Source organism: Vicinamibacterales bacterium (genome assembly GCA_035699745.1).
In the GTDB taxonomy this organism is placed as follows: Bacteria; Acidobacteriota; Vicinamibacteria; order Vicinamibacterales; family 2-12-FULL-66-21; genus JAICSD01.
Genome location: DASSPH010000047.1, coordinates 138,194 through 160,440 on the forward strand (window position 1 = coordinate 138,194; position 22,247 = coordinate 160,440).

Annotated in this window: 20 protein-coding genes; 4 read left to right on the forward strand and 16 right to left on the reverse strand. The window is 65.7% G+C overall.

What is annotated here, in order from left to right; genetic code table 11:
• Positions 1 to 85: 85 nt before the first annotated feature.
• From VFK57_10445 to VFK57_10455, 3 genes are read left to right on the forward strand one after another with little or no spacing between them, the layout of a single operon-like run.
• Positions 86 to 1,516, forward strand: coding sequence for a Gfo/Idh/MocA family oxidoreductase (locus tag VFK57_10445; GenBank protein ID HET7696117.1), 1,431 nt, complete (start codon positions 86 to 88; stop codon positions 1,514 to 1,516).
• Positions 1,513 to 2,397, forward strand: coding sequence for a sugar phosphate isomerase/epimerase family protein (locus VFK57_10450; GenBank protein ID HET7696118.1), 885 nt, complete (start codon positions 1,513 to 1,515; stop codon positions 2,395 to 2,397). Before VFK57_10445 ends, VFK57_10450 begins: the two co-directional genes overlap by 4 nt.
• Positions 2,394 to 3,848, forward strand: a complete 1,455-nt coding sequence (locus tag VFK57_10455) for a sulfatase (protein ID HET7696119.1) — start codon at positions 2,394 to 2,396, stop codon at positions 3,846 to 3,848. The genes VFK57_10450 and VFK57_10455 overlap by 4 nt, the downstream gene beginning before the upstream one ends.
• A 39-nt stretch (positions 3,849 to 3,887) precedes the next feature.
• On the opposite strand, the gene VFK57_10460 is transcribed toward VFK57_10455, so the two are convergent.
• From VFK57_10460 to VFK57_10500, 9 genes are all read right to left on the reverse strand, one after another.
• Positions 3,888 to 4,682 carry a hypothetical protein gene (locus VFK57_10460; GenBank protein HET7696120.1) on the reverse strand — a complete coding sequence of 265 codons (795 nt, stop codon included), beginning with the start codon at positions 4,680 to 4,682 and terminating at the stop codon, positions 3,888 to 3,890.
• Between the two features lie 70 nt (positions 4,683 to 4,752).
• Positions 4,753 to 5,757, reverse strand: coding sequence for a PmoA family protein (locus VFK57_10465; GenBank protein HET7696121.1), 1,005 nt, complete (start codon positions 5,755 to 5,757; stop codon positions 4,753 to 4,755).
• Between the two features lie 46 nt (positions 5,758 to 5,803).
• Entirely contained in the window at positions 5,804 to 7,252 is a 1,449-nt protein-coding gene (locus VFK57_10470) for a YdiU family protein (protein ID HET7696122.1), read from the reverse strand.
• Between the two features lie 374 nt (positions 7,253 to 7,626).
• On the reverse strand, positions 7,627 to 7,974 hold the full coding sequence (locus tag VFK57_10475; GenBank protein ID HET7696123.1) for a hypothetical protein: 348 nt from the start codon (positions 7,972 to 7,974) through the stop codon (positions 7,627 to 7,629).
• 388 nt (positions 7,975 to 8,362) lie between these two features.
• Positions 8,363 to 8,791 carry a nuclear transport factor 2 family protein gene (locus tag VFK57_10480; protein ID HET7696124.1) on the reverse strand — a complete coding sequence of 143 codons (429 nt, stop codon included), beginning with the start codon at positions 8,789 to 8,791 and terminating at the stop codon, positions 8,363 to 8,365.
• Positions 8,792 to 8,960: 169 nt separating this feature from the next.
• Entirely contained in the window at positions 8,961 to 9,821 is an 861-nt protein-coding gene (locus VFK57_10485) for a class I SAM-dependent methyltransferase (protein ID HET7696125.1), read from the reverse strand.
• Between the two features lie 111 nt (positions 9,822 to 9,932).
• Positions 9,933 to 12,494, reverse strand: coding sequence for a zinc-dependent metalloprotease (locus tag VFK57_10490; GenBank protein ID HET7696126.1), 2,562 nt, complete (start codon positions 12,492 to 12,494; stop codon positions 9,933 to 9,935).
• A 71-nt stretch (positions 12,495 to 12,565) separates the two neighbouring features.
• The gene (locus tag VFK57_10495) at positions 12,566 to 16,405 is read right to left on the reverse strand and encodes a PVC-type heme-binding CxxCH protein (protein HET7696127.1); all 3,840 of its coding nucleotides are present in this window, start codon (positions 16,403 to 16,405) and stop codon (positions 12,566 to 12,568) included.
• Positions 16,406 to 16,418: 13 nt separating this feature from the next.
• Positions 16,419 to 17,000, reverse strand: coding sequence for a DUF4256 domain-containing protein (locus VFK57_10500; protein ID HET7696128.1), 582 nt, complete (start codon positions 16,998 to 17,000; stop codon positions 16,419 to 16,421).
• A gap of 374 nt (positions 17,001 to 17,374) precedes the next feature.
• Here VFK57_10500 and VFK57_10505 point away from each other — a divergent pair, with 374 nt between their 5' ends.
• Positions 17,375 to 17,923, forward strand: coding sequence for a nuclear transport factor 2 family protein (locus VFK57_10505; protein ID HET7696129.1), 549 nt, complete (start codon positions 17,375 to 17,377; stop codon positions 17,921 to 17,923).
• A gap of 76 nt (positions 17,924 to 17,999) precedes the next feature.
• On the opposite strand, the gene VFK57_10510 is transcribed toward VFK57_10505, so the two are convergent.
• From VFK57_10510 to VFK57_10540, 7 genes are all read right to left on the reverse strand, one after another.
• A complete protein-coding gene (locus VFK57_10510) occupies positions 18,000 to 18,440 on the reverse strand; it encodes a VOC family protein (protein ID HET7696130.1) in 441 nt (146 codons plus the stop codon).
• Positions 18,441 to 18,595: 155 nt separating this feature from the next.
• Positions 18,596 to 19,177 carry a hypothetical protein gene (locus tag VFK57_10515; GenBank protein ID HET7696131.1) on the reverse strand — a complete coding sequence of 194 codons (582 nt, stop codon included), beginning with the start codon at positions 19,175 to 19,177 and terminating at the stop codon, positions 18,596 to 18,598.
• A 118-nt stretch (positions 19,178 to 19,295) separates the two neighbouring features.
• Positions 19,296 to 19,682 carry a hypothetical protein gene (locus tag VFK57_10520; protein HET7696132.1) on the reverse strand — a complete coding sequence of 129 codons (387 nt, stop codon included), beginning with the start codon at positions 19,680 to 19,682 and terminating at the stop codon, positions 19,296 to 19,298.
• A 143-nt stretch (positions 19,683 to 19,825) separates the two neighbouring features.
• Positions 19,826 to 19,975, reverse strand: coding sequence for a hypothetical protein (locus VFK57_10525; GenBank protein HET7696133.1), 150 nt, complete (start codon positions 19,973 to 19,975; stop codon positions 19,826 to 19,828).
• 5 nt (positions 19,976 to 19,980) lie between these two features.
• Entirely contained in the window at positions 19,981 to 20,334 is a 354-nt protein-coding gene (locus tag VFK57_10530) for a hypothetical protein (protein HET7696134.1), read from the reverse strand.
• Between the two features lie 433 nt (positions 20,335 to 20,767).
• Positions 20,768 to 20,893, reverse strand: coding sequence for a hypothetical protein (locus VFK57_10535; protein HET7696135.1), 126 nt, complete (start codon positions 20,891 to 20,893; stop codon positions 20,768 to 20,770).
• 29 nt (positions 20,894 to 20,922) lie between these two features.
• Positions 20,923 to 21,789: a hypothetical protein gene (locus tag VFK57_10540; GenBank protein HET7696136.1), complete on the reverse strand. Its 867-nt coding sequence runs from the start codon at positions 21,787 to 21,789 to the stop codon at positions 20,923 to 20,925.
• Positions 21,790 to 22,247: the final 458 nt, after the last annotated feature.

Sequence of the window (22,247 nt, forward strand, 5' to 3'; positions counted from 1 at the left end):
AGCGCCCGGACCGCCGTGCCGGGCTGGTTTGCGTGCCACCCTGCGCCGTAGTAACGTCGCGCACAACGCGGCAGGGGAGAAGACCATGAGCACACGCCAGCGCCGGATCACGCGTCGCGAGTTCGTCGGCACGACTCTGGCGGCCGGAGTTTTCGCGGGCGCTCCTGCACTGCTGCGGGGCCGCGGTCTCAACGACAAGCTGGACATCGCCTTCATCGCCTGTGGCGGCCGCGCCACTGCCAGCCTCAACGAGCTCACCATCGCCCCGGACCGCCCGCCGCAAGGCCCCGGCGCCGCGCCGGCGGCACCACATCCCGACGAGAACGTCGTCGTCCTCTGCGACGTGAACCAGCACGCCCTCGACGCCGCGGCAACACGGTATCCGCGGGCGAGGAGGTTCACGGATTTGCGAAAGGTCTTCGACAGGCCGAACGCCTTCGACGCCGTCGTGGTCTCGACCGCCGAGCACACCCACGCGTTCGCGACGTACCTGGCGCTGATCCATGGCAAGCACGTGTACTGCGAGAAGCCGCTCACCTACAACATCTGGGAAGCGCGGCTGATTCGCGAGCTCGCGGCGAAATATCCGAGGCTGTCGACGCAGATGGGGAACCAGGGGCATGCGTCGCCGATGCGGCGCCGGATCAAGGAGATCCTGAACACCGGCGTCATCGGGCCGGTGCGCGAGGTGCACGTCTGGGCCGAGCGGGCGTGGGGCCTGCAGGACGCGGCCTCCGCCGAGAAGTTCGACAAGCCGCACGGGTTCTACAACGGCGTGCAGATCGTCGATCGCTTCAAGGAGACGATGCCGATCCCGCCGCACCATCACTGGGATCTGTGGCTGGGTCCCGCGCCGGCGCGGCCGTTCCACGAGACCTACTTCCCGGGGCCGCGATGGTACCGCTGGTGGGACGTCGGCAACGGGACGATGAGCGATCTCGGCAGCCATGACAATGACGTCCCCTATACGGTGCTCGACATCAGGCAGCCGCTGACGATCGAAGCCTCCTCGCCGAACGGGCCCGCGCACAGGGAACTGGCGCCCGCGACGATGACGGTGGTCTACGAGTTTCCCGCGTCGCCGTCGGGCGCGCCGCCGGTGAAGCTGGTCTGGCACCAGGGGAACAGCAAGCCGCCGGGCTGGGTGCCGGAATGGGGCGGACGCTCGCAGCTGTTCATCGGCGACAACGGAATGCTGCTCGGCAACGGAAAGCTGCTGCCGGAGGAGAAATTCAAGGACTTCGAGACGCCGCCCGAAACGCTGCCGCGCTCGCCGGGTCACTGGATCGAGTGGGTGAACTACGCGAAGGGCGCCGGTCCGGTCCCGGGCTCCAACTTCCAGTATTCCGGCTGGACCACCGAAGCGAACCATCTCGGGAACGTCGCGTACCGGACGGGCAAGAAGATCGAGTGGGACTACAGGAACCTCCGGGCCAGCAACGCTCCCGAGGCGGCGCCGTTCATCAAGCGGCCGGAGTACCGCAAGGGCTGGAACGGCATCCTGAGACGCACATGACCCGCCGCGAATTCGTCACGCGAGCGCTCGCCGCGTCCGCGATGATGCCCGCGATCGCGCGGGCACACACCACCAACCCGATCCCGGTGCGCGTCGGCATGACCGACTGGAACCTCGGCCAGCGCGGCGACATCACGAAGATCGCGCTGGCGCGCGAGATTGGCCTCGACGGCATCCAGGTCAGCGTGCAGTACCCGACCGACGGGAAGACGCCAACGCTGCGCGATGCGAAGACGCAGGCGGATTTCAAGCGCGCGGCGCTCGACAACGGCATTCAGATCTGCTCGCTCGCCATCGGCAACCCGGGGAAGGCACGGCTGCCGATGCACACCAATCCCGCCTTCGCCATCCTGCTCGTCGAGGCGGTCGAGATCGCCCACAATCTCGGCACCAACAACATCCTGCTGCCGATCCTCGGGGACAGCCACATCGACGTGACGAATCAGGCACAGGTCGAGGGATTCGTCGTGATGATGAAGGAGGTCGCACGCTACGCCGAGAAGTACGGCGTGGTCGTGGCGCTCGAGGACTGGATCTCGGCCGAGGACAACATCAGGATCGTGGATGCGATCGGATCCGAGTATGTCGGCGTCTACTACGACTGCCACAACATCGTGCCGCGCGTGAAGGACATCTACGCCGAGCCGAAGCTGCTCGGGAAGCGCATCCACCAGATTCACGTGAAGAATGCCAACATGCTGCTGTCCGAGCCTGGCGGCCGGGTCGACTGGCCGCGGATGGCGCAGGAGTTCCACGACATCGGCTACCGCGGGTGGTACGTCCTCGAAACCGGTTCGCCCTCGAAGGACATCGTCGCCGACACGCGCGCCAACATCGAATACGTGAAGAAGACGTTCCGCATGCCGGCGAGTCCCGCGTGATCGGGATCCTGCGGCTGGCGGCACTGACGGCTGTCGTGAGCGCCCTGGCGGGCGCGGCGGCGAGTCACACGGACGGCCGCGAGCAGCCGCGCGGCGCCGCGCCCAGGCCGCCGAACGTCGTCATCGTGTTCGCCGACGACCTTGGCTACGCCGACATCAACAGCTTCAGTCCGGCTGATCGAAAGACCCGTCCGCGGACGCCGAACCTCGATCGCATGGCGGCCGAAGGGACGCGACTCACGAGCTTCTACGTCGCGCAGGCCGTGTGTTCGGCATCGCGCGCGGCTCTCCTCACCGGTGCCTACTCGAACCGGGTCGGCATCACCGGCGCGCTCAATCACACCGCGGCGCACGGAATCAATGCCGAAGAGCTCACCATTGCCGAGATCCTGAAGCAGCGCGGGTATGCAACGGCGATCTTCGGCAAATGGCATCTGGGGCACGAACCGCCGTTCCTGCCGGGGCGTCATGGCTTCGACGAGTACCTGGGACTGCCGTACTCGAACGACATGTGGCCGCGGCACCCGCAGCAGAAGAACTTCTATCCCGAACTGCCGCTGATCGAAGACGATCGGGTCGTCAGGCTCGATCCGGACCAGTCGGAGCTCACGACGTTGTTCACCCGCCGGGCGGTTCGATTCATCCAGCGCCACAAGGAGACGCCGTTCTTTCTCTACCTGGCGCATCCGATGCCGCACGTGCCGCTCTTCGTCTCCGGCAAGCACCGGGGACGGAGCGGTCACGGGTTGTACGGCGACGTCATCACCGAGATCGACTGGTCCGTCGGTCAGGTGCTCGATGCGATCGAGGATGCGAAGCTCGATCGGCAGACGCTCGTCATCTTCACGTCCGACAATGGTCCGTGGCTGTCGTATGGCGATCATGCCGGTTCAGCGGCGCCCTTCCGTGAAGGCAAGGGCACGACGTTCGAGGGCGGCGTGCGGGTGCCGTTCGTCGCGCGCTGGCCCGGCCGAGTAGCGAAAGGCCAGGTGCGGGATCAGCCGGCCATGACGATCGACCTGCTGCCGACGATCGCGGCGCTCGCGGGGGCGCATGCGCCAGCCGATCGCATCATCGACGGACGCGATATCTGGCCGATCCTGGCGAACCACCGCGACGCCGCCTCACCTCACGACGCGCTGTACTTCTACTGGGGCACGGAGCTGCACGCCGTCAGGAGCGGGCGTTGGAAGCTGCACCTGCCGCACCCGTATCAGTCGCTCGCGGCGGCCGGCGCGGGCGGCCTGCCGGGGCGCTACGTGAGAAAGGACCTGGAGCTGTCGCTGTTCGATCTCGAGCAGGATGCCGGCGAGACCACGAATGTCGCCGCCAGTCAGCCGGAGGTCGTCAGCCGCCTGATGGCGTATGCCGAGCGGGCGCGCGACGACCTCGGCGACTCGCTCACCAAACGCACGGGAAGGAACGTCAGGCCGCCCGGGCGCCTTCGGTAACCGCCGCGCCAGACGACGGGCACGCGGCCAACGGTCGCATCACTGCGGCACGGCCGCGACCACACCGGAGCCGTCCGCGGCATTGACGACGATCGGATCCTCCACAATCTCGGCCCTGATCTCCCCGTTCCTCAACTCGGCGTGTCTGACGTGCTCTGCCACGATGCTGTAAAGCCGATGGTGATGGTGGTAGCGCGTCACCAGGAACACTGGAAGCGCGCCGGCCGCGATCAGCACATGAATCCACCACACGCCGGCGAAGCCGAGGTTCTGGCGCGCGGTAACGACGCGATCCGCCAGGCCGGGGGCAAACGCGAACACGCCAGACGGCAGCGCGAGGACGAGCGCGAGCAGCGGCATGAGGACCACCAGCCCTCGCGCGGCTTTGGAGGTGTTCAGCCAGAACTTGATCTCCTGGTCCCACAGTCTCGTCGGTTTCACGAGACGCTCGCAGTAGCGATACAGCGTCGACCGGCCGCCTGCCGTGATTTTGTTCTTCGCCGCCGCGTCGCGATAGTCCGTCACGCGCGCCTGCCCGAAGATGGCGCGCGCCGCCTCGTCCCGCAGTCGATCCAGTTCCGTCTGGAAGCGCGCAATCGGCGCCAGCGTGTTGCGGCTGCGCTCCGGGCCGAACAGCGAATCGTACAAAGGTCCGTCCAGCCGGCCGCCGAGGCGGTAGACGCCCCAGCACGCCCCGAGAATCACCACGCTATCCAGGATGGCGTCGACCTCGCCGAACGCCCGCCCGTAGAGCGTGGAGACGGCAATCATGAGCCAGGCGAACCCCGGCAGCTTCTTCAGCTCGTCCGTGAGTGCCTTGAGGAGTTGGTCCATGGTCTCCCCCTATGCGATGTGCGAGGCAGTATAGGGATCGCGCCGCGCCATCGCAAAGCTGGTGACGCGACTACCGGCTCGAAGCCGTGCCCCCGGCGAACTCCCTGTAAAGCTCCGCGAGCCTCGCTGGGGACAGCCCGGGGTGGATGACGAGGCGGTAGCGGAAGCGGACGTGTTGCCCTCGCTCGACCGTCAGGCTCCCGTCCTGCGTCTTGTCGTTGAGAAAGTCGCTCACCCCGAACGGATTGATCGAGTGAAGCCCGTAGCCGCGTGAGTGCCAGTAGGTGGGATGCCGGGGATTGCCCGGATGATCCATCATCACCACGCCGACCCGTTCTCCGTCGATGGCTCCGGAATAGTCGACCCATTCCGACCGCTTGCCCCAGACGCCGGCTTCCCCCTCGCCGCCCTGCGCGTTCCGCAGCCTGCCGGTTCTCGCAGGCTCGCCCGGCTTCGGCTTCGCCGGCGGCTCCTCGAGCACGGTCGCCATGCGCATCGCGAAGCTGCCTTCCTTGGTGTCGCGAAAGACAACCGTATCGATCGCCGCGAAATCGAAATCGAAGTCGATGATGCGCAGCTCGGGGTGCGCGTAGAAGGTCGTCCGCCGCGTTTCCTTCATCAGCGGGGCGCCGTCGGGTTTCAGCCAGGTCAGCACGACGTCGGCCGAGCCCGACGATTTGCCGCTCTTCACCGCCGCCACCTTGTCGAGCACGATCCGGCCGAAGTTGCTGCTGTCGGGCGGCTGCGGATTCGCGACGTTCTGAACCGCCCAATAGTTGTAGCCGTTCACGTTGCCGTGTCCGTAGAAGAGGCCGGCATGGTGCGGATGATCGGTCGTCTCACCGGGCAGCTGCCCGGCGGGAAAGGAGCGGTTGACGATCTTCCCGGAGGCGGAACGCAGGGGATGGAGATACGGCCGGTTCAGATGCTCGCCGCCGACGTGGAAGACCGTGAACGGCTTGCCATCGATCGCGACGGCGATCTGGTCCGGCTTCTGTGTGAGCGTCACCTGCGCCGACGCCTGGTGGGCGGTGCCGAGCACGAGAACGATGAAGAGTGACGTCGCGTTGCGCATGCTGTCCTCCTGCCGCCGGGGTACGCGCCGGCCTTTGTCTCAGGCTCTACGTGCCGCAGAAGGTGCGGTAATGCCGCCCGTCCTTCCCCGGCTGGGTGAACATCGGCAGGTCGCGATCATAATCGTACGGCCTGGCGAGCACATCGAGCAGCCGTTCCATCACGCCATGGTCGTGTTCGCCGACGGCCGCGGCCAGCGCCTCTTCGACCAGATGGTTGCGCGGAATGAACGCCGGGTTGTTCCGCTGCATCAGGGCTTCACTCGCCGCGGCCGCCTGCGGTTGGCGCGACCGGCGGCGTTCGAGGCGGGCATACCACGCGGCGAAGCCGGCATCTTCCGACGCCAGAGCCGCCGCGGTCGCCGCGCGGCTGATCGAGCGAAACACGTTGGTGAAGTCGGCTTCCTGCCGCCGCATCCACGCGAGCAGGTCCTCCACCAGGACGCTGTCCTCCGGGTCGGGAGCGAACAGACCCAGTTTCGATCGCATTCCGTCGAGCCAGTACTGCTCGTAGAGCTCCGGAAAGCGGTCGAGCGACGCCGTCGCGCGCTCGACGGCGCTCTCGGTCGCCGCGTCGAACAACGGCAGCATGGCCTCGGCGAGGCGGGTCAGGTTCCAGTGTGCGATTGCCGGCTGGTTGCCGTACGCGTACCGGCCCGCGTGATCGATCGAACTGAACACCGTGCCGGGATCGTACGCGTCCATGAAGGCGCAGGGCCCGTAGTCGATCGTCTCTCCCGAGAGCGCCATGTTGTCGGTGTTCATCACGCCGTGGATGAAGCCGACGAGCTGCCATCGAGCGATCAGGCGTGCCTGCGCATCGACGACGGCGTCGAACAGCGCCAGATGCGGTTCCGCGGCCTCGGCGAGCTGTGGGTAGTGGCGCGCGCGCGTGTAGTCCGACAGCGCTCGCAGTGCATCGTGATCGCGGTGCGCGGCCGCCCGCTGCATCGTCCCGACGCGGATGTGGCTCGCCGCCACGCGGGTCAGGATTGCCCCCTCGAGCGGCGCGTCGCGGAAGACAGCCTCTCCGGTGGCAACGACGGCCAGGCTGCGGGTCGTGGGAATCCCGAGTGCGTCCATCGCTTCGCTGACGATGAACTCGCGCAGCATCGGGCCGAGCGCGGCACGGCCGTCCCCGCCGCGCGAATACGGTGTCCGTCCCGAACCCTTCAACTGGATGTCGCGCCGATGGCCCGACGGGGCAATCTGCTCGCCGAGCAGGATCGCGCGTCCATCGCCCAGCCCCGTGAAATGGCCGAACTGATGCCCGGCATAGGCCTGCGCGATCGGCCGCGCCCCGTCGGGCAGCGTGTTGCCCGCGAAGGTCGCGGCGCCGGCGGGACTGTCGAGCGCCGCGCGATCGAGACCGAGCGCCTCCGCCAACGCACCGTTGAATATGACCAGCCGCGGCGCCGCGACCGGTGTCGGACGCACGTCGGAGAAGAAGAGCTGCGGCAGCGCCGCGTACGAGTGTTCGAGGCGCCACCCGGCCATCTGCCCATGATAGCGGTGGAGCGTTCGCGCGGTCACTGTCAGCCCGTGGTCCCGATCGTCTCGCTGCCGTGCTCCGTCGGGTCTGGTCGAAGGATCACTTCGCGGCGGCGCCCGACTTCGGAACGCGGTGAAACGCCTTGTGAATGATCTTCCACTCGCCGCCGAGCTTGGCCGTGTGCACCCACATCATCCGTCCCTCGTCGACGAACATTCCCTCGAGCGGCTCGCCGCTCCCGGTTGCGCGGGCCTTGAAGTAGTGGTCGGCGATCGCCGTGCGGACCGCTGCGTCTTCTACGGATTTCTGCTGAGCGGAGGCGGCCGGTCGTTGCCCGCGCCGCGGAGCCAGACGGCAATCATGCCCATCATCCGCCTCGTCAGCGCCGCCGGTAGACGTCCCGCCAGGCGGTTCCCTCGGGCAGCGTGTGGCCGACGAGGCCGCCTGCCATGATCGGCCCGCCGAAATACAACATCGCCTCTTCGTGGCAGCTGTCGCGCGTCCGTCCACACCGGCGGAGCCAGATCGACGCGCCGATCGCGCCGCCGATCGCCATCCCGATCGACTCGCGGCGCTTCCGGAGCGTCCCCTGCCTGACGGAGAGCCGGACGACGTCGGCGCGGTTCACGCGCTGATCGGCCCCGTCGACGGCGACGACGAGGCGCCGATCGTCGGCGGCGCGAAACACGCCGTGCACCGAACGTCCGTTGGCCAGAATCAGCCGCACCTCCGCGCCGGGGAGCAGCGCTCGAGTGGCTTCAGACCATGCGGCCGTGTCCGCGTCCGCTTGATTCGGGGTCGTGCTCGTGGGCCCGGCCGGATCAATGTCGCCGGCGTGGCGCGCCACCGCCGCGGCGATCGGTCCCGAGCCGCTTCCGGCAGGCTGTGCGTACGCAGCCCCCGCGAACGCGAACCCACATACGGCGGCGTACCAGGCAGGCACCCGTACCATCACAGCCCGAGAGGCGCAGCCGGGCGTCGCAGAGGCTCACCGGTCCCCCGATCTGCGTCTCGCGCAGCCGGGTGCTCATCTCCTGGGTATGATGCGCGAGACGGGTGATTCGTGACGCCGCGCTCGCCCGACGCGCGGCATCCGTGCCCCGCCGCCCCGATCGTCAGACCGCTTCGTCGGTGACGTCCACCATGACCCGCCAGACGGCGAGCCATCGCGCGGCTTCCCGCGTGAAGACCCACACGTCTCTGCCGGTGGAGCGGAAACGCTGCCCCTGCCGCTCGTAGATCATGCTGAAGAGGACGCTCGCGACCGCGGTCCGGCCGATCACGTCGATATGGGGCTCGTCCAGGTCGAAGGCGTGAACCTTTGCGCTGGCGCAGAAGTCGGTGAAGCCGTCGATCATCTGCTGGCGGCCCTGCAGGGAGCCGGCGAACCCGGGAAGCACCATCACGATGTCCGGGTGAAACAGCTCGGTGAGATCGCGCGGACGCCCTTCCAGCCATGCGTCGTTGATCTGTCGCAGCAGCTGCGCCGCTTCTGCCCTGGCTGACTGGTACGACTGGCTCCCTGGTGGTGTCGGGTCCGGCATCGCCCACCTCGCGTGAATACTGCCTCGATGGTAGCGCGGCGCGCGCCCTCACTCGCCGAATTGGCGGAGATGATGATCGACTATCAGCCTCCGGGCTGAATGCGCAGAATCGCGAACGATAAACGTCGCAGACGACATCGCTCTCATGATGTTCCGCTCTGTGCGCTGCTCAGCGCTGTCCGGAAACCAGGACGACTTCTGCGGGAAGCTCGCAGCCGTCGGCGCTGAAGTACCGGGCAGCGTTCTTGCGCACATCCTCTTTGAAGCGCAACAACTCATCCCCCGGCATCCGGCGCAGCTTGTCGCGCAGGCTGTCCGACATCTCGGTGCGAATCTCGAAAAACTGATCGAACGTCAGCGGCGCTTCGATGCGGAATGGGTACGAGCACTCGCGGACATCCTGCGCGCCGGCCTCGATCAGGATGGCCTTCAGCTTCCCTGGCGCCGCGAAGCGAAACGCGCCCGGTGCATCCGGGGCGCCGGGTGGTCCCGGGACGTAGCGGTTCAGAACGTCGGTCAACACGTGATGGTACGGATTCGCCGCGTACGGGCCCCAGACGCAGTAGGCGACGCGGCCGCCCGGTTTCAGCACACGCAGGGCTTCGCGCACTCCGGCGAGCGGGTTGCTGAAGAACATGATCCCGAAGCAGCAGATCACGGCGTCGAAGAAACTCATCTCGAACGGCAACTGTTCGCCGCGGCATTGCTGGAATCGCACGTTGGCGACGCCCCGCCGGGCAGCCGCGCGCCGCCCGCTCTCGACCATTTCGGGAACGAGATCGGTGGACCACACCGTCGCATTCGGGCCGAGTTCCTCGGCGAGGTCGAGCGATGCCTCGCCCGGCCCTGCCGCAACCTCGAGCACGTCGTAACGAATTGAAGGCGGAGCCTCCGGAATCGCCGCTTCGCGATTCAACCGGGCCATGACGCTGCCGGCAAGCATTCGCCGCGCCTCGCGGTGCTTGTCCCACGCCTGCGCCGACTCACGCCAATTGGACAGCACCCGGCTGCTGTCGTCGCTGGAGGTCATTGGATCTTCAGCCCCTCATCAGGCGGCTGCGTCGCGGTCGTCTGCCGGATGTCTGTCGTCGACCGACGACGCACACGGAGCTGTCGATCAGCGCCACGGGTCGCGTCTGGTTCAGCGCAGGCCGCCGCGTCCGCCGCGTCCCGCCGCCGGGTCCGGCGCGCGCGTCCGCATCGCCCGGGGGTCGAGCGTCTGCGCGATCTGATCGCGCGCATCGACCAGGTGGCGCCGCGAGACTTCGTCGGCCACGAGCGGCAGCGCCTTCCGGATTTCCGCGTCGAGCGCGCGCAGCTCGCCGCGGAACAGCGCGCGCACCTCGTCGCTCGGCGCCGTGGTCCCGTTCAGGCGCGTATCGATCGTGTCGAGATACGACCGGTGGAGGTTGCGTCGATAGATGCCGATCGGCGTCGCCGGCTTCGCCAGCTCCGACCACACGCCCTTGCGAAGGTCGCTGAGGAACTGAAGCGGCGGGTAAGCGACGGAACCGTCGAGCGCCTCCTGCTCCACCATCCGATCCAGCCGCGCCGCCTGCAGCAGGTTGCTCAACACTGAGTTCTGCGCCGTGCGCACGCGCTCGACGACGCCCGACGCCTGGATGCGGCGAAGGACGTCCGGCTGGATCATGAAGCCCGGCGTCGTGAAGGCGTTCTCCAGCAGGAACTTCAGCGCCTCCGACTGCCTGGCCCGCGGCACCGTCGTGAAGCGCACCCCCTGCTGCCCGATGTGCTTCTGCTGCGAGTTGAAGGCGCCGATGACGCGGACGACGTGGTTCATCTCCAACTGCCACTGCGACACCATGCGTCCGTAGACTTCCTCGAGCTCGGTCCACGGATCGCCGACCTTGGTGCTCGTCGCGGTGAACAGCATTTCCGAGACGCGTCCCAGGTTCTTCAGCCCCAGCGTCGTCGCGCGCACGGCGTCGATGTCGCCGACCGCCTCGGTCTGGTCGCCGGGGTCGCTGCCCTCCGCGCCCTCGGTCGAGAAGCGGAGGTACGGCTTGTCGTCCTGTTCGCGGGCCCACTTGTCGAGCGTGGGCCGCTCCTGGTCCGGCGTGCGGGCTTCGGGAATCGGCTTGTAACCCCACATCGTGGCCCACTTGTCGTAGGGGCCAATCTTTGGAATCAGGTCCGCGGGGTCGATCTTGTCTTCAGGCTGCGCGACGTAGTTGAACCGCGAGTAGTCCATCAGCGTCGGCGTGTGCCCCATTTCCTTCACCCATTTCGGGTCGCGGATCTGCTCGATGGTGTAGGCGGAGCTCGCCTTCATGTTGTGCTGGAAGCCGAGCGTGTGGCCGACTTCGTGCGCCACCACGTAGCGCATCAGCTCGCCCATCAGATCGTCGGGCAGCGGCAGCTTCCGGGCGCGCGGATCGAGCGGCCCGGCCTGCACGAAGTACCAGTTCTTCGCCAGGTTCTGAACGTTGTGGTAGAACTGGATGTCTGCCTCGAGGATCTCGCCGGTGCGCGGGTCGTGCACGTGCGGGCCCGAGGCATTCTCCGTCGTCGACGGCAGCCAGCGGATCACCGAGTAGCGCGCGTCTTCGGCGCTCCACTCGGGATCGTTCTTCGGCGCCTCGGCCGCGACGATCGCCTTCCGGAAGCCGGCCGCCTCGAAGGCCACCTGCCAGTCTTCGATTCCCTTCTTGATGAACGGCACCCACTTGGGCGGCGTCGCCGGATCGACGTAATACACGATCGGCCGCACCGGCTCCGAGACCGCCGCGTTCGTGTCTTTCTTCTCGAGGCGATACCGCGTGATGTAGCGCTTGGCCACCGAGCGGTGATCCTCGGCGCCGTAGTCGGTGAACCCCTGCGTGAAGTAGCCGACGCGCTCGTCGAACAAGCGACCCATCATCCGGTTCTCGGGCAGCTTGACCATGCTGTGGTGAGTGAGGACCGTCCCGCTGGATCCCCGCATGCCGCGCCCAGGGAGCTCGCCGCGTCCCCGCCCCTCGCCGGCGCCCCCCGCCGCCTCGTTGGCGGTGAAGGTCTGCGTCACCTCGACGTTGACGTTCTCGGGGAACGACACCGTCCGCTCGATGAACGAACGGGTGGGATCCATGCCGCGGCCGCCGATCCGCCCGCGCACGGAGATCTCCGGAACGTCGGTCAGGAACAGCGGCGTCACGTCGATCACGGGATCGCCCGACGGGCTGTAGGCCGCGACGTTGAAGGCTCGAATGATCGTCGGATAGTTCGCGTCGTCCACCGCCTGATAGATCGGGTTCGATTGATCGGCGACGAGGCTGTAATCGATGCTGAGCAGCAGCACGCGATCGCCCTTGGTCACCCAGCGGACGACGCGGCTGCCGGCGGCCTGACCGCCATAGCCGGCGCCAATCGTCGTCTTCTTGATCTGGGTGTTCCAGAGAAAGTCCTTTCCGAGCTGCGCCTTGGGGATCTCGTAGTAGAGCGTCTCCCCGACCCGATGCACCTTGACGATGCCGTCGTCGGTCCTCGCCGCGGCGGTGATCACCTGCGCGTACGGCCGCGGGGCCGGCGGCGCCTGCTGCCCCCCGCGTCCGCCACGGCCCCCTGTCTGCTCCGGTTCCTGCTGCTGGGGGGTCTGGGGCGTCTGGGAGACGGCGCGGACGATGTCGCCGCCGGCGGAGAGGGTGAGGACGGAGACGCTGGCGACTGCCAGCATCCAGGTGCGCAACACGGGGGTGCGGAACATCGACTGCGAGCTCCTTCTTGAGATCGACTAAGGGACGGAGGTCGGCATTATACCGGGTGGCGTCGGCAAGGTCAGCGATCGGTACTTCTCCGGAGAAAGGCCACCAGATCCACCACCTCGCTATCCCCGAGCGCATCGAACAGTCCCGGCGGCATCATCGAGACCGCGGTCGCCTCCCGGGACTGCACTTCGGACTTGCTGACCACCACTTGATCCCGGCCGGCAACCCGCAACGTGATTTGCCGGTCAGTCTCCGACGTGACAGTCCCCGTGTAGGTGCGGCCGTCACGCGTCCTGACCACCACCATCTTGTAGGCGTCCGACACTTCTGCGTTCGGCTCCAGCACGTTGAGCAGCAGGTAGTTCAGATTCGTCCGGTTCGACCCGGTGAGATCGGGACCGACCGTGCCGCCGTCGCCGAACATCTTGTGACACGGTGCACAAATCCGCTGGAACACGCCGCGGCCGTTCTGGAGGTTGGCGCGGCTCATTGCCGTTTCGTTGAGGAGACCCCGGTATCTCGCGTACGACCGTTCCTCGGCGCTGCGCTCGATGGGCCCGTAGACCTCCGTGAAGGCTGGCCCCACTACCCTGACCAGCTGACGGGCGACGTGTACCGGGACATCGGTGGTCGGCACCTGCTTCTTCGCCATCGCCTCGGTCAGGATTTGACCATATCGTTGACGCGACGACAGCGTCTGCACGACCTCCGGTCGTTCGCCAGCGCTGAATGACGCGTATCGCTCGATCAGCAGCCTTCCCAGCGACTCGTCGTCGAACGCCGCGATCGCACGAATGGCGTCGAGGCGCAGGACCGGATCGTCCAACGCGGCCGGCAACGCCGGGACGAGCTGCGGCCGGCGCTGCGCCGTCAGAACCTGCAGCGCGCGCCTGCGCTCGTCGGGCGCAGCGTTCTTACGCTGGATCGCGGCGAGGTGGCGGAGCGCCGACGCCGTATCGCCGAAGTGATCGGCGATCTGCTGGGCCACTCGGGCGATCGTCGCATCCGATCGCCTCAAACGCGGATAGAGCGCTGCCCATGATGCCGACGCCGTCAGATCGACGCGGCCTTCGAGCCCGTCCCGCATGCCCTGCAGCAGGCTGATCCGAGTTGGCGGCGCATTCCCGATGGCCGCGACCAGCGCATCGAGCGCGCTCGCGTCGACAGCTCGCCTGGCAATGAACTGCGCGAGGAGCGGGATTCGACTCGATGACGCGTAATCCAGCGCAACCTCCGGGTTCGCCGCGACGAGCGGCTCCACGCCGAGCCACGTCATTTTCGGCAGGTTGTGATCGCCGGCGTCCTCCGCGTGCATCATGAGTTCGGACGCGATCGGCCAGCGGTGTTGGGAGTCGAGGCGCTGAAGCGCCGCGGCCAGATACAGGCGCACCACCGGCGAACGGTCGTTGCGTGCCATCAGCCGGAACTTCTCGACGGCGGCAGCGGGCGGCGAGCGATCCTCGCAGAGCAGCTGAATCGCCCAGGCCCGAACGTACTCCTCGGGATGTTGCAGCAGCTGCGTGAGCGTCTCGGGGGTCCAACCGCCGGAGACGTGAAGCGACCACATGGCGCGCAGTCGGATATCCGTGCTGGCGCTCGACGCGAACAGGTCCCGGAGCTGCGCGTGCGTGTCGGATTTCAGCAGGCCTTTCGCCGCTCGATTCTGGAGAATGACGCGCGCGCGCCGAGCATGCCAGTCGCTGCTGCTGGTTTGCAGTGCGACGAGCTGGCGATCGGCCATCTGCCGCAGGTCCGAATAGCGGCCTTCCCATGCCCTGGCCAGTGAGGTCGTGGGCGCGATCCGGTAGATGCGCCCGGTGTTCTTGTGCAGCACGTCGTTGCCGCAGATGTCGCCATCATGCCAGTCGAGCACGTAGAGCGCGCCCTCCGGACCGATCTCGAGGCTGAAGCCGATCCACTGCGCGCTGTTCGCCATCAGGAAGTCGTGACCATGCCGCGCCGTAAAGCCGGAACCCTTGCGCTCGAGGACGTCAGACAGCACGGCGTGTTCGTGCATGTTGGCCATGAAGATCCGCCCGCGCTGGGACTCGGGAAACGCGTCCGACTGATACACGCGCGCTCCGCCGTGCGCGGACCGGTGGCGATGGTCGGCGATCGTCTTGATGTCGTCGTAGACGTAGGGATTGAAATGCTGGCCTCCCTGCCGGTGGAAGATGCCGCCGGGAATGACGTGCCAGAGGTGCGGAATCACGCACGCGGTGATGAAGAGCTGACCTTTGGCATCGTAGTCGACGCCCCACGGGTTGCTGAACCCGTGGGCCACGACCTCGAACCGGTCTTTCGTCGGATGATACCGCCACACTCCGCCGTCCATCTCGATGCCCTCGCCGGACAGGAGATCGGCGGGAAAGCGTTCGTTGGCTTTGTAGATGCGCCCCTTGCCCTGCGGCTTCCTGATCTTCGACGGCGTGGCGAAACCCTGCAGCCCGTAGAGCCATCCGTCCGGACCCCATTGCAGGCTGTTGATGGTTTCGTGACGATCGAGGATGCCCCACCCGGTGAGGCGAACCTCGATATCGGCCATGTCGGCTCGATCGTCGTCATCGCGATCCGGCACGAACAACAGGTTCGGCGGCGCCCCGAGAAACAGACCGTCGAAACCGACGGCGATGGCGGCGGGAAACGGAATCCCTTCGAGAAACACCTTGCGGCTGTCGGCCACGCCGTCGCGATCCGTGTCCTCGAGGATCAGGATGCGGCTGTCGCCGGCATTCGAGAATCCCTGCGCCCGTGTTTCATAGTCCCGGTTCTCCGCTATCCACAGGCGGCCGCGATCGTCCCAGCAGAATGCCATCGGTTGGGTCAGCATCGGTTCGGCGGCCCACGCGTGGACCTTGAAGCCGTCGATGGTCGTCATCTGCGCCGCGGCCTGCTCGGCCGTCAGAAACGCCTCCTGCCTGCCTTGGGCGCGCGCGATGCTCCAGAGCGCGGAGGTCGAGTAGGTCGACCTGTTGCCGCTGTATTCGGTCCAGTCGTTCGTCAGCTCCACATCGTTCAGGGTGCCGGTATAGATCACGAAACGATGGCGGATGACCTCCGTCTGTCCCTTGGCAATCGCCCAGTCGCCGGTGCGCGCTCGCGCGGACCCCACGCCGAACTGCTCATCCACACGCCACGCCTGTGGATAGCCGCCATTGTCCGGATAGTCGAAGATCGCCACGTGGGCCAGGTCGCGACGGCCCTCGACCCGCAGACCGACGTCGATCCACATCGCGCGCTGGCCTTCCGCGCGTTGGTCGCGTTGCCGCGCGGCGTTGACCACTTCGCCCGCCATGCCCTGCCGCCATGGCATCCGGAGAAACAGCCCTCCATAGTCGTACTTGCCGATGGTGACGTCGGTGTGTGCCGTGCCTCGCCAGACCAGATCGAGTTCGAAGCGGCCGTCGCGTTCGCGCATCGACCAGCGCTGTGTCTCCGTGAGCATGCCGGTGCCGTCTGCATCGAGCAGGTCGTAGACGGTCTCCCAACGCACTTCGTCACCACTCGCCACGACTATCGCGGCCGACGCGCGCCGCCAGTGGTCACCTGTCGGGTTGTGGAAGTAGTCACGGCCGTTCAACCGGGTAAATCCCCAATACAGGCCGGTTTGATGTTTGTGGTGTCCGGGACTGTCCTCGGTCAGCACGCCCTGACCGTCGGGCGCCATGATGGGGTGCAGGTAAGGCCGAAAATCCGGTCTGGCATTCTGCGTGACAATCGGGGACCTGTTCCCAGCCCGATAGACGGAGATCGTACCCGCCGCTTCGTCCTGCTGGACGAGGAGGCCTTTCGCCGGAGCCGGCGCTGCGGATCCGTCGCTCCTCGACACCTGCACCGGAGCACACCGGAGGCCCAGGGCGGCCATGGCCGCGACAAGCACGAGCGCCAGCGATGTCTTCAAGTCGCGCATGACGAGGAACCTCCTAGACTCGCAGCGAGCAGCGGAACCCGCGGGCGGCGTAATAGGAGTCGGCGCCGTTGTGATACACGAACACGGTGTCGTAGCGGCGGTCGCAGAACAACCCGCCGCCGAGATTGCGAATCTTCTCGGGCGTCTGCACCCAGCTGGACGTCGTCGTGTCGAACTCGCCAAGCTCCTGAAGGCGCCGGTACTCGTCGACGGTCAGCAGCGTCGCCCCCATGGCGCCGGCCATCGTCACCGCGTCGCTCTTCGGCTTGTGCTCCTTGCGCGCGACGAGCGCACGGCGGTCGTAACAGACGCTGCGCCGTCCTTTCGGACTCTGCGCGGAACAGTCCATGAAGATGAACTCGCCCGTCGTCCTGTCGATCCCGACGACATCCGGTTCGCCGCCGGACTGTTCCATGGCGTCGAGCGACTGGAGTCCGGCGGCGTTCGATTCCAGCCTCGCCCGCACCGCGGACCATTCGAGATCTGCGTGACGCTGCATGTGCGCGGCAAACCGCGCCTCGAGGATCTGCAGGAGGCGATCGCGCTCCTTGCCGGTGAGCTCTTTGACCTTGGGCGCACTCGACGACGGGCTCATGGACGACTCACCTGCCAGCCGTCGCTTGCGCGATCGTCGACTGCGCCGACACCCAGTGCCCGGCGCCACCCCATCCGGCGTATACATCCCGCGTGTACATCGCGGTTGGCCGCAGAGGTCGTGCGCCTCGTGCGAATCGCCGTTTCGCCGAGAACGTGTTCCGGACCGATTGCCGGGGCAACGATCAGCATGCACGTGACTCGCATTTACCCTCCCGGACACGCATGGTCAGCCTGGCTCCTGCCGACGGACGCATGGGCGTGAAACGCGGCACGGGAGCACGGTAGCACAGCCGTCCGTTCGGCCGCCGGATCAGTCGCGCAGTTCGTCACGGGATGCCTGGCCGCGAGTCCGTGATCACACTCTCGTCGCGCATGCTCCTGCTCGTGCTCGCGCTGATGCTTGCGATCGGCAACCGTTTCCTGTACACAGAGGCGATGAAAGCCAAGCTGCTGATGATGACCTTCGTGATGCTCGGGGCGCTCGTCGCCGCTGGAACGGCGACTGAGGCGGCGCAGAGCAAGGCCGATGAGAAGGCGGTCACGGACACCCTGGAGTTGATGGCCAGGGCGACCATCGCCAAGGACGTGGCGACGCTGGAAAAGATATATGGCGACGAGGTCACCTATTCACACTCGAGCGCCGCGACGCAGACCAAGAGTCAGGTGCTTGCCGACATCAACGGGCCCAACGTCGCTGAGTTCATGAAGTTCAGCGAGACGACGATACGTCTCTACGGCAATGTCGCGGTGGTCAAGGGGATCGTCGACTTTCGCACTGGACCTCCCGGAGCACTGCTGGACAACCATCTGAACATCCTGTGGGTGCTCGTGCGTCGTGCGCCTGGCCCGCACGGCTGGCAGATCGTTGCGCGTCAGCCGACGAGGATCGGGCCGTCGACAGGCACGCCCGTCAACAAGTAAAGGAGCGTGGCCACCGTCGCCAGAAGTCTCATCTCGACCTTATAATCGCCGCGGCCGCCGGGGTGCAAAACGCTGCTTACTGCTGCCGAGCGGCCGGGTCGGTGTAGTTCACCATCCAGTTGATCCCGAACCGGTCCGTCAGGCTGCCAAAGTAGTCCCCCCAGAACTGATCCGCGATCGGCATCGTGACGGTGCCGCCCTGCCCCAGCGCGTTGAAGACGCGGTCGGCTTCAGCCCGGCTGTCCGGGTGGAGCGAGATCGAAATGTTGTTCCCCGCGACGTGCTGCGGGCCCATCCCCGGCATGGTGTCGCTCGCCATGATCATCTGGCCGTCCGGCAGGGCGAGGCCGACGTGCATCACCAGGTTCTTCTGCTCGGGCGTGAGCTGGAAACCCTCCTGCTGCGGCATCGCGCCGAACCGGTAGAACTCGGTCAGCTTTCCGCCGAGGACTCGTTCATAGAAGCGGAACGCCTCCTCTGTCTGGCCGACGAAATTCAGGTACGGATGGATCTTCATGTTCGACCTCCTGGAGAGTAGGACCAGCGCGAACGAATGCGCGAGGATGCGGTCGTCCCGAACGACGAACGTGTCGGTGCCGTCATGCGCGCATCATATGCGTCACAACCCGGGCTGCGCCATCGGTGGCTGCCGGATGTCTGCCGCTGGCGCGCTCAGCGCCGTGAGCGGGCGGCCCGCCACGCCGCATACGTCTTCGGGCAGTCCATCCGTTTCAGTGCGTGCCACGCACGGATCGCCGCCTCCCTGGTCGCGTTCCGCTCCCGGCGAAGGAAATCCGCCACGAAGTTGATGTAGCGGACGTGCGGCACACGCTCGTGCTCCGCGGCGGGCGCGCTCAAGCGGACGTACTCGCGCACGAGATCGCGATACGTGATTCGGCGGCCGCGCGCGAGCTGCGCTTCGCGCCACCGGTTCAGACGATACCGGGCGCCGGAACGCCGCCGGTAGGCGGGCGACATCCTGGCCGCCTCCCGTTCGAGAAACGCCTTGGTGCGCGGTTCATTCGTATAGCGGACGACGGGCGCGTCGAGGTGCAGGCCGAGGTCGACGTCACGCGGGGCCGCCGCCGCGGCTGGCACGGCGGCGTCCGGCAGCCGTCGCGTACGGAGGAAATGACGAACGAGCCGTTCGAGCTGGTCCTTGCGGAGTCGGCTCCCCTCGATGCCAAGAGTACGAGCGAATCGCTTCAGATCGGCGGCGTACCAGTAGCCGTTGTCGAATTCGGCGACTGTCATGGACGCCGACAGTTGGCTGCGTTCGTCCTGCTGCGTCACCATCGCCGAAGGCACGGTCGCGCCAACAACTCACATGTCATTTCGGTCCGGATCGAGAATGCCGCGGACACCCATCCTGCTACTCGTTCTTCTTCTCGCGGGTCCCGGTGATGTCGAACTCCTGCTTCTGCCCTCCGAATTCCGCGGAGCCCTTCCCCGAGAGCTTGTCGCCGTCAATGGTCAGCACGTAGTCGATGGGGATTTCGTTGTCCATGAACTTCCGGACGACGGAGAACGTCAGCTTCCCATCCTTGAACTGCGGATTCTTGATCTTCTCGTCCTTCTGGTCAGGCCAGTTCATCGTCCCTTCGACCTTGTCCCCGCTTTTCGTGATCGTCAGGTCGGCCGTGCGGTTCTGGTCGCCGATCGTGTACTGGCACTTCCACGTGCCGACCGGATCCGCCGCCTGCGCACCCGCCATCCCGCACAACCCGAGTATCAGCGCCGCCGTGACGATCGTCTTCATGTTGCCTCCAAGAAGTAATGGACCGAAGGTGTCCGACGCTCAGCCCGCGAGCAGCAGGCCGGTTGCCGCGCACGACAGCAGCACGCCGATTGCGAGTGTCACTCGTGGCACGGTGCGATGCAAGCCTGGATGCTGTCGGTTCATCAGGAACGTTTGAAGAACTGCACCGCTCGCTCGTGCTTTTCCGCGGCGGCTCTGGAGGTAAACGTGCCGAGATTCCGGCGGCGGCCCGTCTTCGGATCCTTCTTGCGCGAATAGAGGCGGTACTTGCCGGACGCGAGCTTGCGAATCATCCTTATCAGCGTATCGCGGCGGCGCCACTGGTCCGATGCAGATAGCGGTGGCCGAAGAACGCGACGAGGGTGAGAACGACCAGCGAAGGGATGAGGACCTGCTCTCCAGGAAACAGGAATCTCGCCGGGAACAGGAGCAGGCCGATCGCCGCCAGAAAGACGGGTGCCGCGAAGCGAGAACGCCGCCACGTGAGAACAGCAGTGACAACGTAGGCACAGCCCCACGTCAGGGCGACGAGTGCCATGAGTGGCGATGTGGCGGATGTCCGTGGCCACGCCGCCCAAGCGGCGGCGAACCCAGCCAGCCCAGCCACGAGAAAAACAGCGGCGAGCAGATTCGTTGCAGCGGTCCTGAACATCTCTTCACTCCTTGTACCCGCTGGCCCGTTGGACGGTCGGTGCATTCAACCGCGACCAACGCGGTCCCGACCGAGTCCACTCGCCCGGGGAACGAGTGTTTGCGCAGCATTCTCGCCTGTTCCGGCACGAGTTGTCACGCCGCTTGTGAGGAAGACTGCCTGGAGTTGAAGTTCTTGTCGCCCACAGACGGGGCCTGTCAGGTGGCCGCGTCACAGCACACGTCGCGGAACTCGGTCCGGACCGAGTTCACCCGGGCGCAAGATCCTCGCCTGTTCCGGGACGAGACGCGCGTCCGGACAAAACAAGGGCGGCAGCGCCGAAGCACTGCCGCCCAATCTGCAATCCGACACTCCGTCGATCGCCAATCACCCAATCGACAACCGTCGATCGGCAATCGCCAATCGCCAATCGCCAATCTGCAATTGCCCGCGACTACTCGATCTCGTCGCGGGTAAAGGCCTCCTCGGGCTCGACGAAGTATTCCATCTCCCGTTCCAGCTCCAGCTCCTCCGGCGACGGCGGGCGGGCGGCGGTGGCGGCTCCCGCCTTCGTGATCACCGCTCGTTCTCTTCACCTGGAAGCTCTTGTTAGCCCGTTGATGCCTCGAAAGACTCACCGATGACCGATTCAATCACCTGTCGGTGCTTCTGAAGATCGTCAGGCGTAAGCCGAATCCGATAGCGTCCCCACCGCTCGTCATAGTCCATCACGTCGAGGCCAGCGCTCTCGAGCTGTTGCTGCATTGCGTCCGATCGCTCCAGCCGTGGTTCAAAACGAATAAACGTCTTTGCAGGCCGAAAGACGACGAAGTTGTTTGGCTCCCCGTTCTTGGCGAGTCCGATATAAAACTTGTTGTATTTCAGCTCCAGTCCAGGTTCGAACTTCCTAATGAGTTGCAGCAGTGCGTCCGCCATTGCGACAGTTCTTTGCGAGCCGCGAGTCTCCCAGTAGTTCCGGTCCGTTACCTCGTGCGTTTCCTCGTCTTCCTCGACGAGTCCAAAATTCAGCTGATCGACGACTCGTGTAAAGACCAAACCGATGGAATCACCGTTCCTAAATGCGCTCAGCTGAAGAGCGATTAACGGGATCTGCCCATTAAACAAGGTAATGACATTCAGGAATCGAGCGGTTATCTCTTCCGCGACTATCACTGCCGAATGTTCGTACTGTGGATATCTCTTTCGTTCAATATCCCAGTACTCGATTGTGCGAATGATGTGAGACTCGTCCGTCGCGCCTAACTGAATCTCGACCTCGAATCGCCTATTTGTCTCGACTGCCTGGAGGAGGAGATCTAGGCGTCCTGCTCGCGGTTGAATTCGTTCCTTATCCTTCAGAATCACATCGCCGAGTCCGAGCAGCGATGGGTCGTCAGCAATTCGGTCTTGTACCCATCGTTCTGTGTATTGTGAGTTATTCCTCAAAGGAACTCTTTCGAACTTCACGTAGGCCATGGGTGTCCTATGTAACGGAGTGCCCCTCGACCGGCATCACCGAATCCCTCTTAAGCCAACTGACGGAGCCGACCATCCGTACTTGGAGAATAGGCTCGCGCACGCAACCGCTAGCATCGTCTTGCCATGGCGCATCTGAAACGCCTTGTGAGTTGGAAGTGCGCGGATCCTAGCACAACCGTTACCGAGCCGCGTCAGTGTTTATGCTACATGCCCCGGGTGAAGTCTCTCGCGCAACCAGATCGATGCAGCCGACCTTCGTCGAGATTCCGGCAGTGCGCTCAGACGACCGCCCATGAGTAGTCACGAACGAAGGGCGCGAAATCTCGCCTAAGCTTGCCTGGCGACGCGGCGAGTGCAAACAAAAAGGGCGGCGACTCCGAAGAATCGCCGCCCCAAATCCTTCCGCCCGAAGCGGAAGCCACGCGTCAATCAACGATCCGTCGATCGCCAATCAC

What these genes read in the sequence shown, in the direction of transcription:
- VFK57_10480 (HET7696124.1), bottom strand. Translation starts at nt 8,791, where the DNA reads ATGCCGGACCCGACACCACCAGGGAGCCAGTCGTACCAGTCAGCCAGG.
- VFK57_10470 (HET7696122.1), bottom strand. Translation starts at nt 7,252, where the DNA reads ATGGCCGGGTGGCGCCTCGAACACTCGTACGCGGCGCTGCCGCAGCTC.
- VFK57_10465 (HET7696121.1), bottom strand. Translation starts at nt 5,757, where the DNA reads ATGCGCAACGCGACGTCACTCTTCATCGTTCTCGTGCTCGGCACCGCC.
- VFK57_10505 (HET7696129.1), top strand. Translation starts at nt 17,375, where the DNA reads ATGCTCCTGCTCGTGCTCGCGCTGATGCTTGCGATCGGCAACCGTTTC.
- VFK57_10460 (HET7696120.1), bottom strand. Translation starts at nt 4,682, where the DNA reads ATGGACCAACTCCTCAAGGCACTCACGGACGAGCTGAAGAAGCTGCCG.
- VFK57_10520 (HET7696132.1), bottom strand. Translation starts at nt 19,682, where the DNA reads ATGAAGACGATCGTCACGGCGGCGCTGATACTCGGGTTGTGCGGGATG.
- VFK57_10540 (HET7696136.1), bottom strand. Translation starts at nt 21,789, where the DNA reads ATGGCCTACGTGAAGTTCGAAAGAGTTCCTTTGAGGAATAACTCACAA.
- VFK57_10445 (HET7696117.1), top strand. Translation starts at nt 86, where the DNA reads ATGAGCACACGCCAGCGCCGGATCACGCGTCGCGAGTTCGTCGGCACG.
- VFK57_10510 (HET7696130.1), bottom strand. Translation starts at nt 18,440, where the DNA reads ATGAAGATCCATCCGTACCTGAATTTCGTCGGCCAGACAGAGGAGGCG.
- VFK57_10450 (HET7696118.1), top strand. Translation starts at nt 1,513, where the DNA reads ATGACCCGCCGCGAATTCGTCACGCGAGCGCTCGCCGCGTCCGCGATG.
- VFK57_10495 (HET7696127.1), bottom strand. Translation starts at nt 16,405, where the DNA reads ATGCGCGACTTGAAGACATCGCTGGCGCTCGTGCTTGTCGCGGCCATG.
- VFK57_10485 (HET7696125.1), bottom strand. Translation starts at nt 9,821, where the DNA reads ATGACCTCCAGCGACGACAGCAGCCGGGTGCTGTCCAATTGGCGTGAG.
- VFK57_10515 (HET7696131.1), bottom strand. Translation starts at nt 19,177, where the DNA reads ATGACAGTCGCCGAATTCGACAACGGCTACTGGTACGCCGCCGATCTG.
- VFK57_10490 (HET7696126.1), bottom strand. Translation starts at nt 12,494, where the DNA reads ATGTTCCGCACCCCCGTGTTGCGCACCTGGATGCTGGCAGTCGCCAGC.
- VFK57_10500 (HET7696128.1), bottom strand. Translation starts at nt 17,000, where the DNA reads ATGAGCCCGTCGTCGAGTGCGCCCAAGGTCAAAGAGCTCACCGGCAAG.
- VFK57_10530 (HET7696134.1), bottom strand. Translation starts at nt 20,334, where the DNA reads ATGTTCAGGACCGCTGCAACGAATCTGCTCGCCGCTGTTTTTCTCGTG.
- VFK57_10525 (HET7696133.1), bottom strand. Translation starts at nt 19,975, where the DNA reads ATGATTCGCAAGCTCGCGTCCGGCAAGTACCGCCTCTATTCGCGCAAG.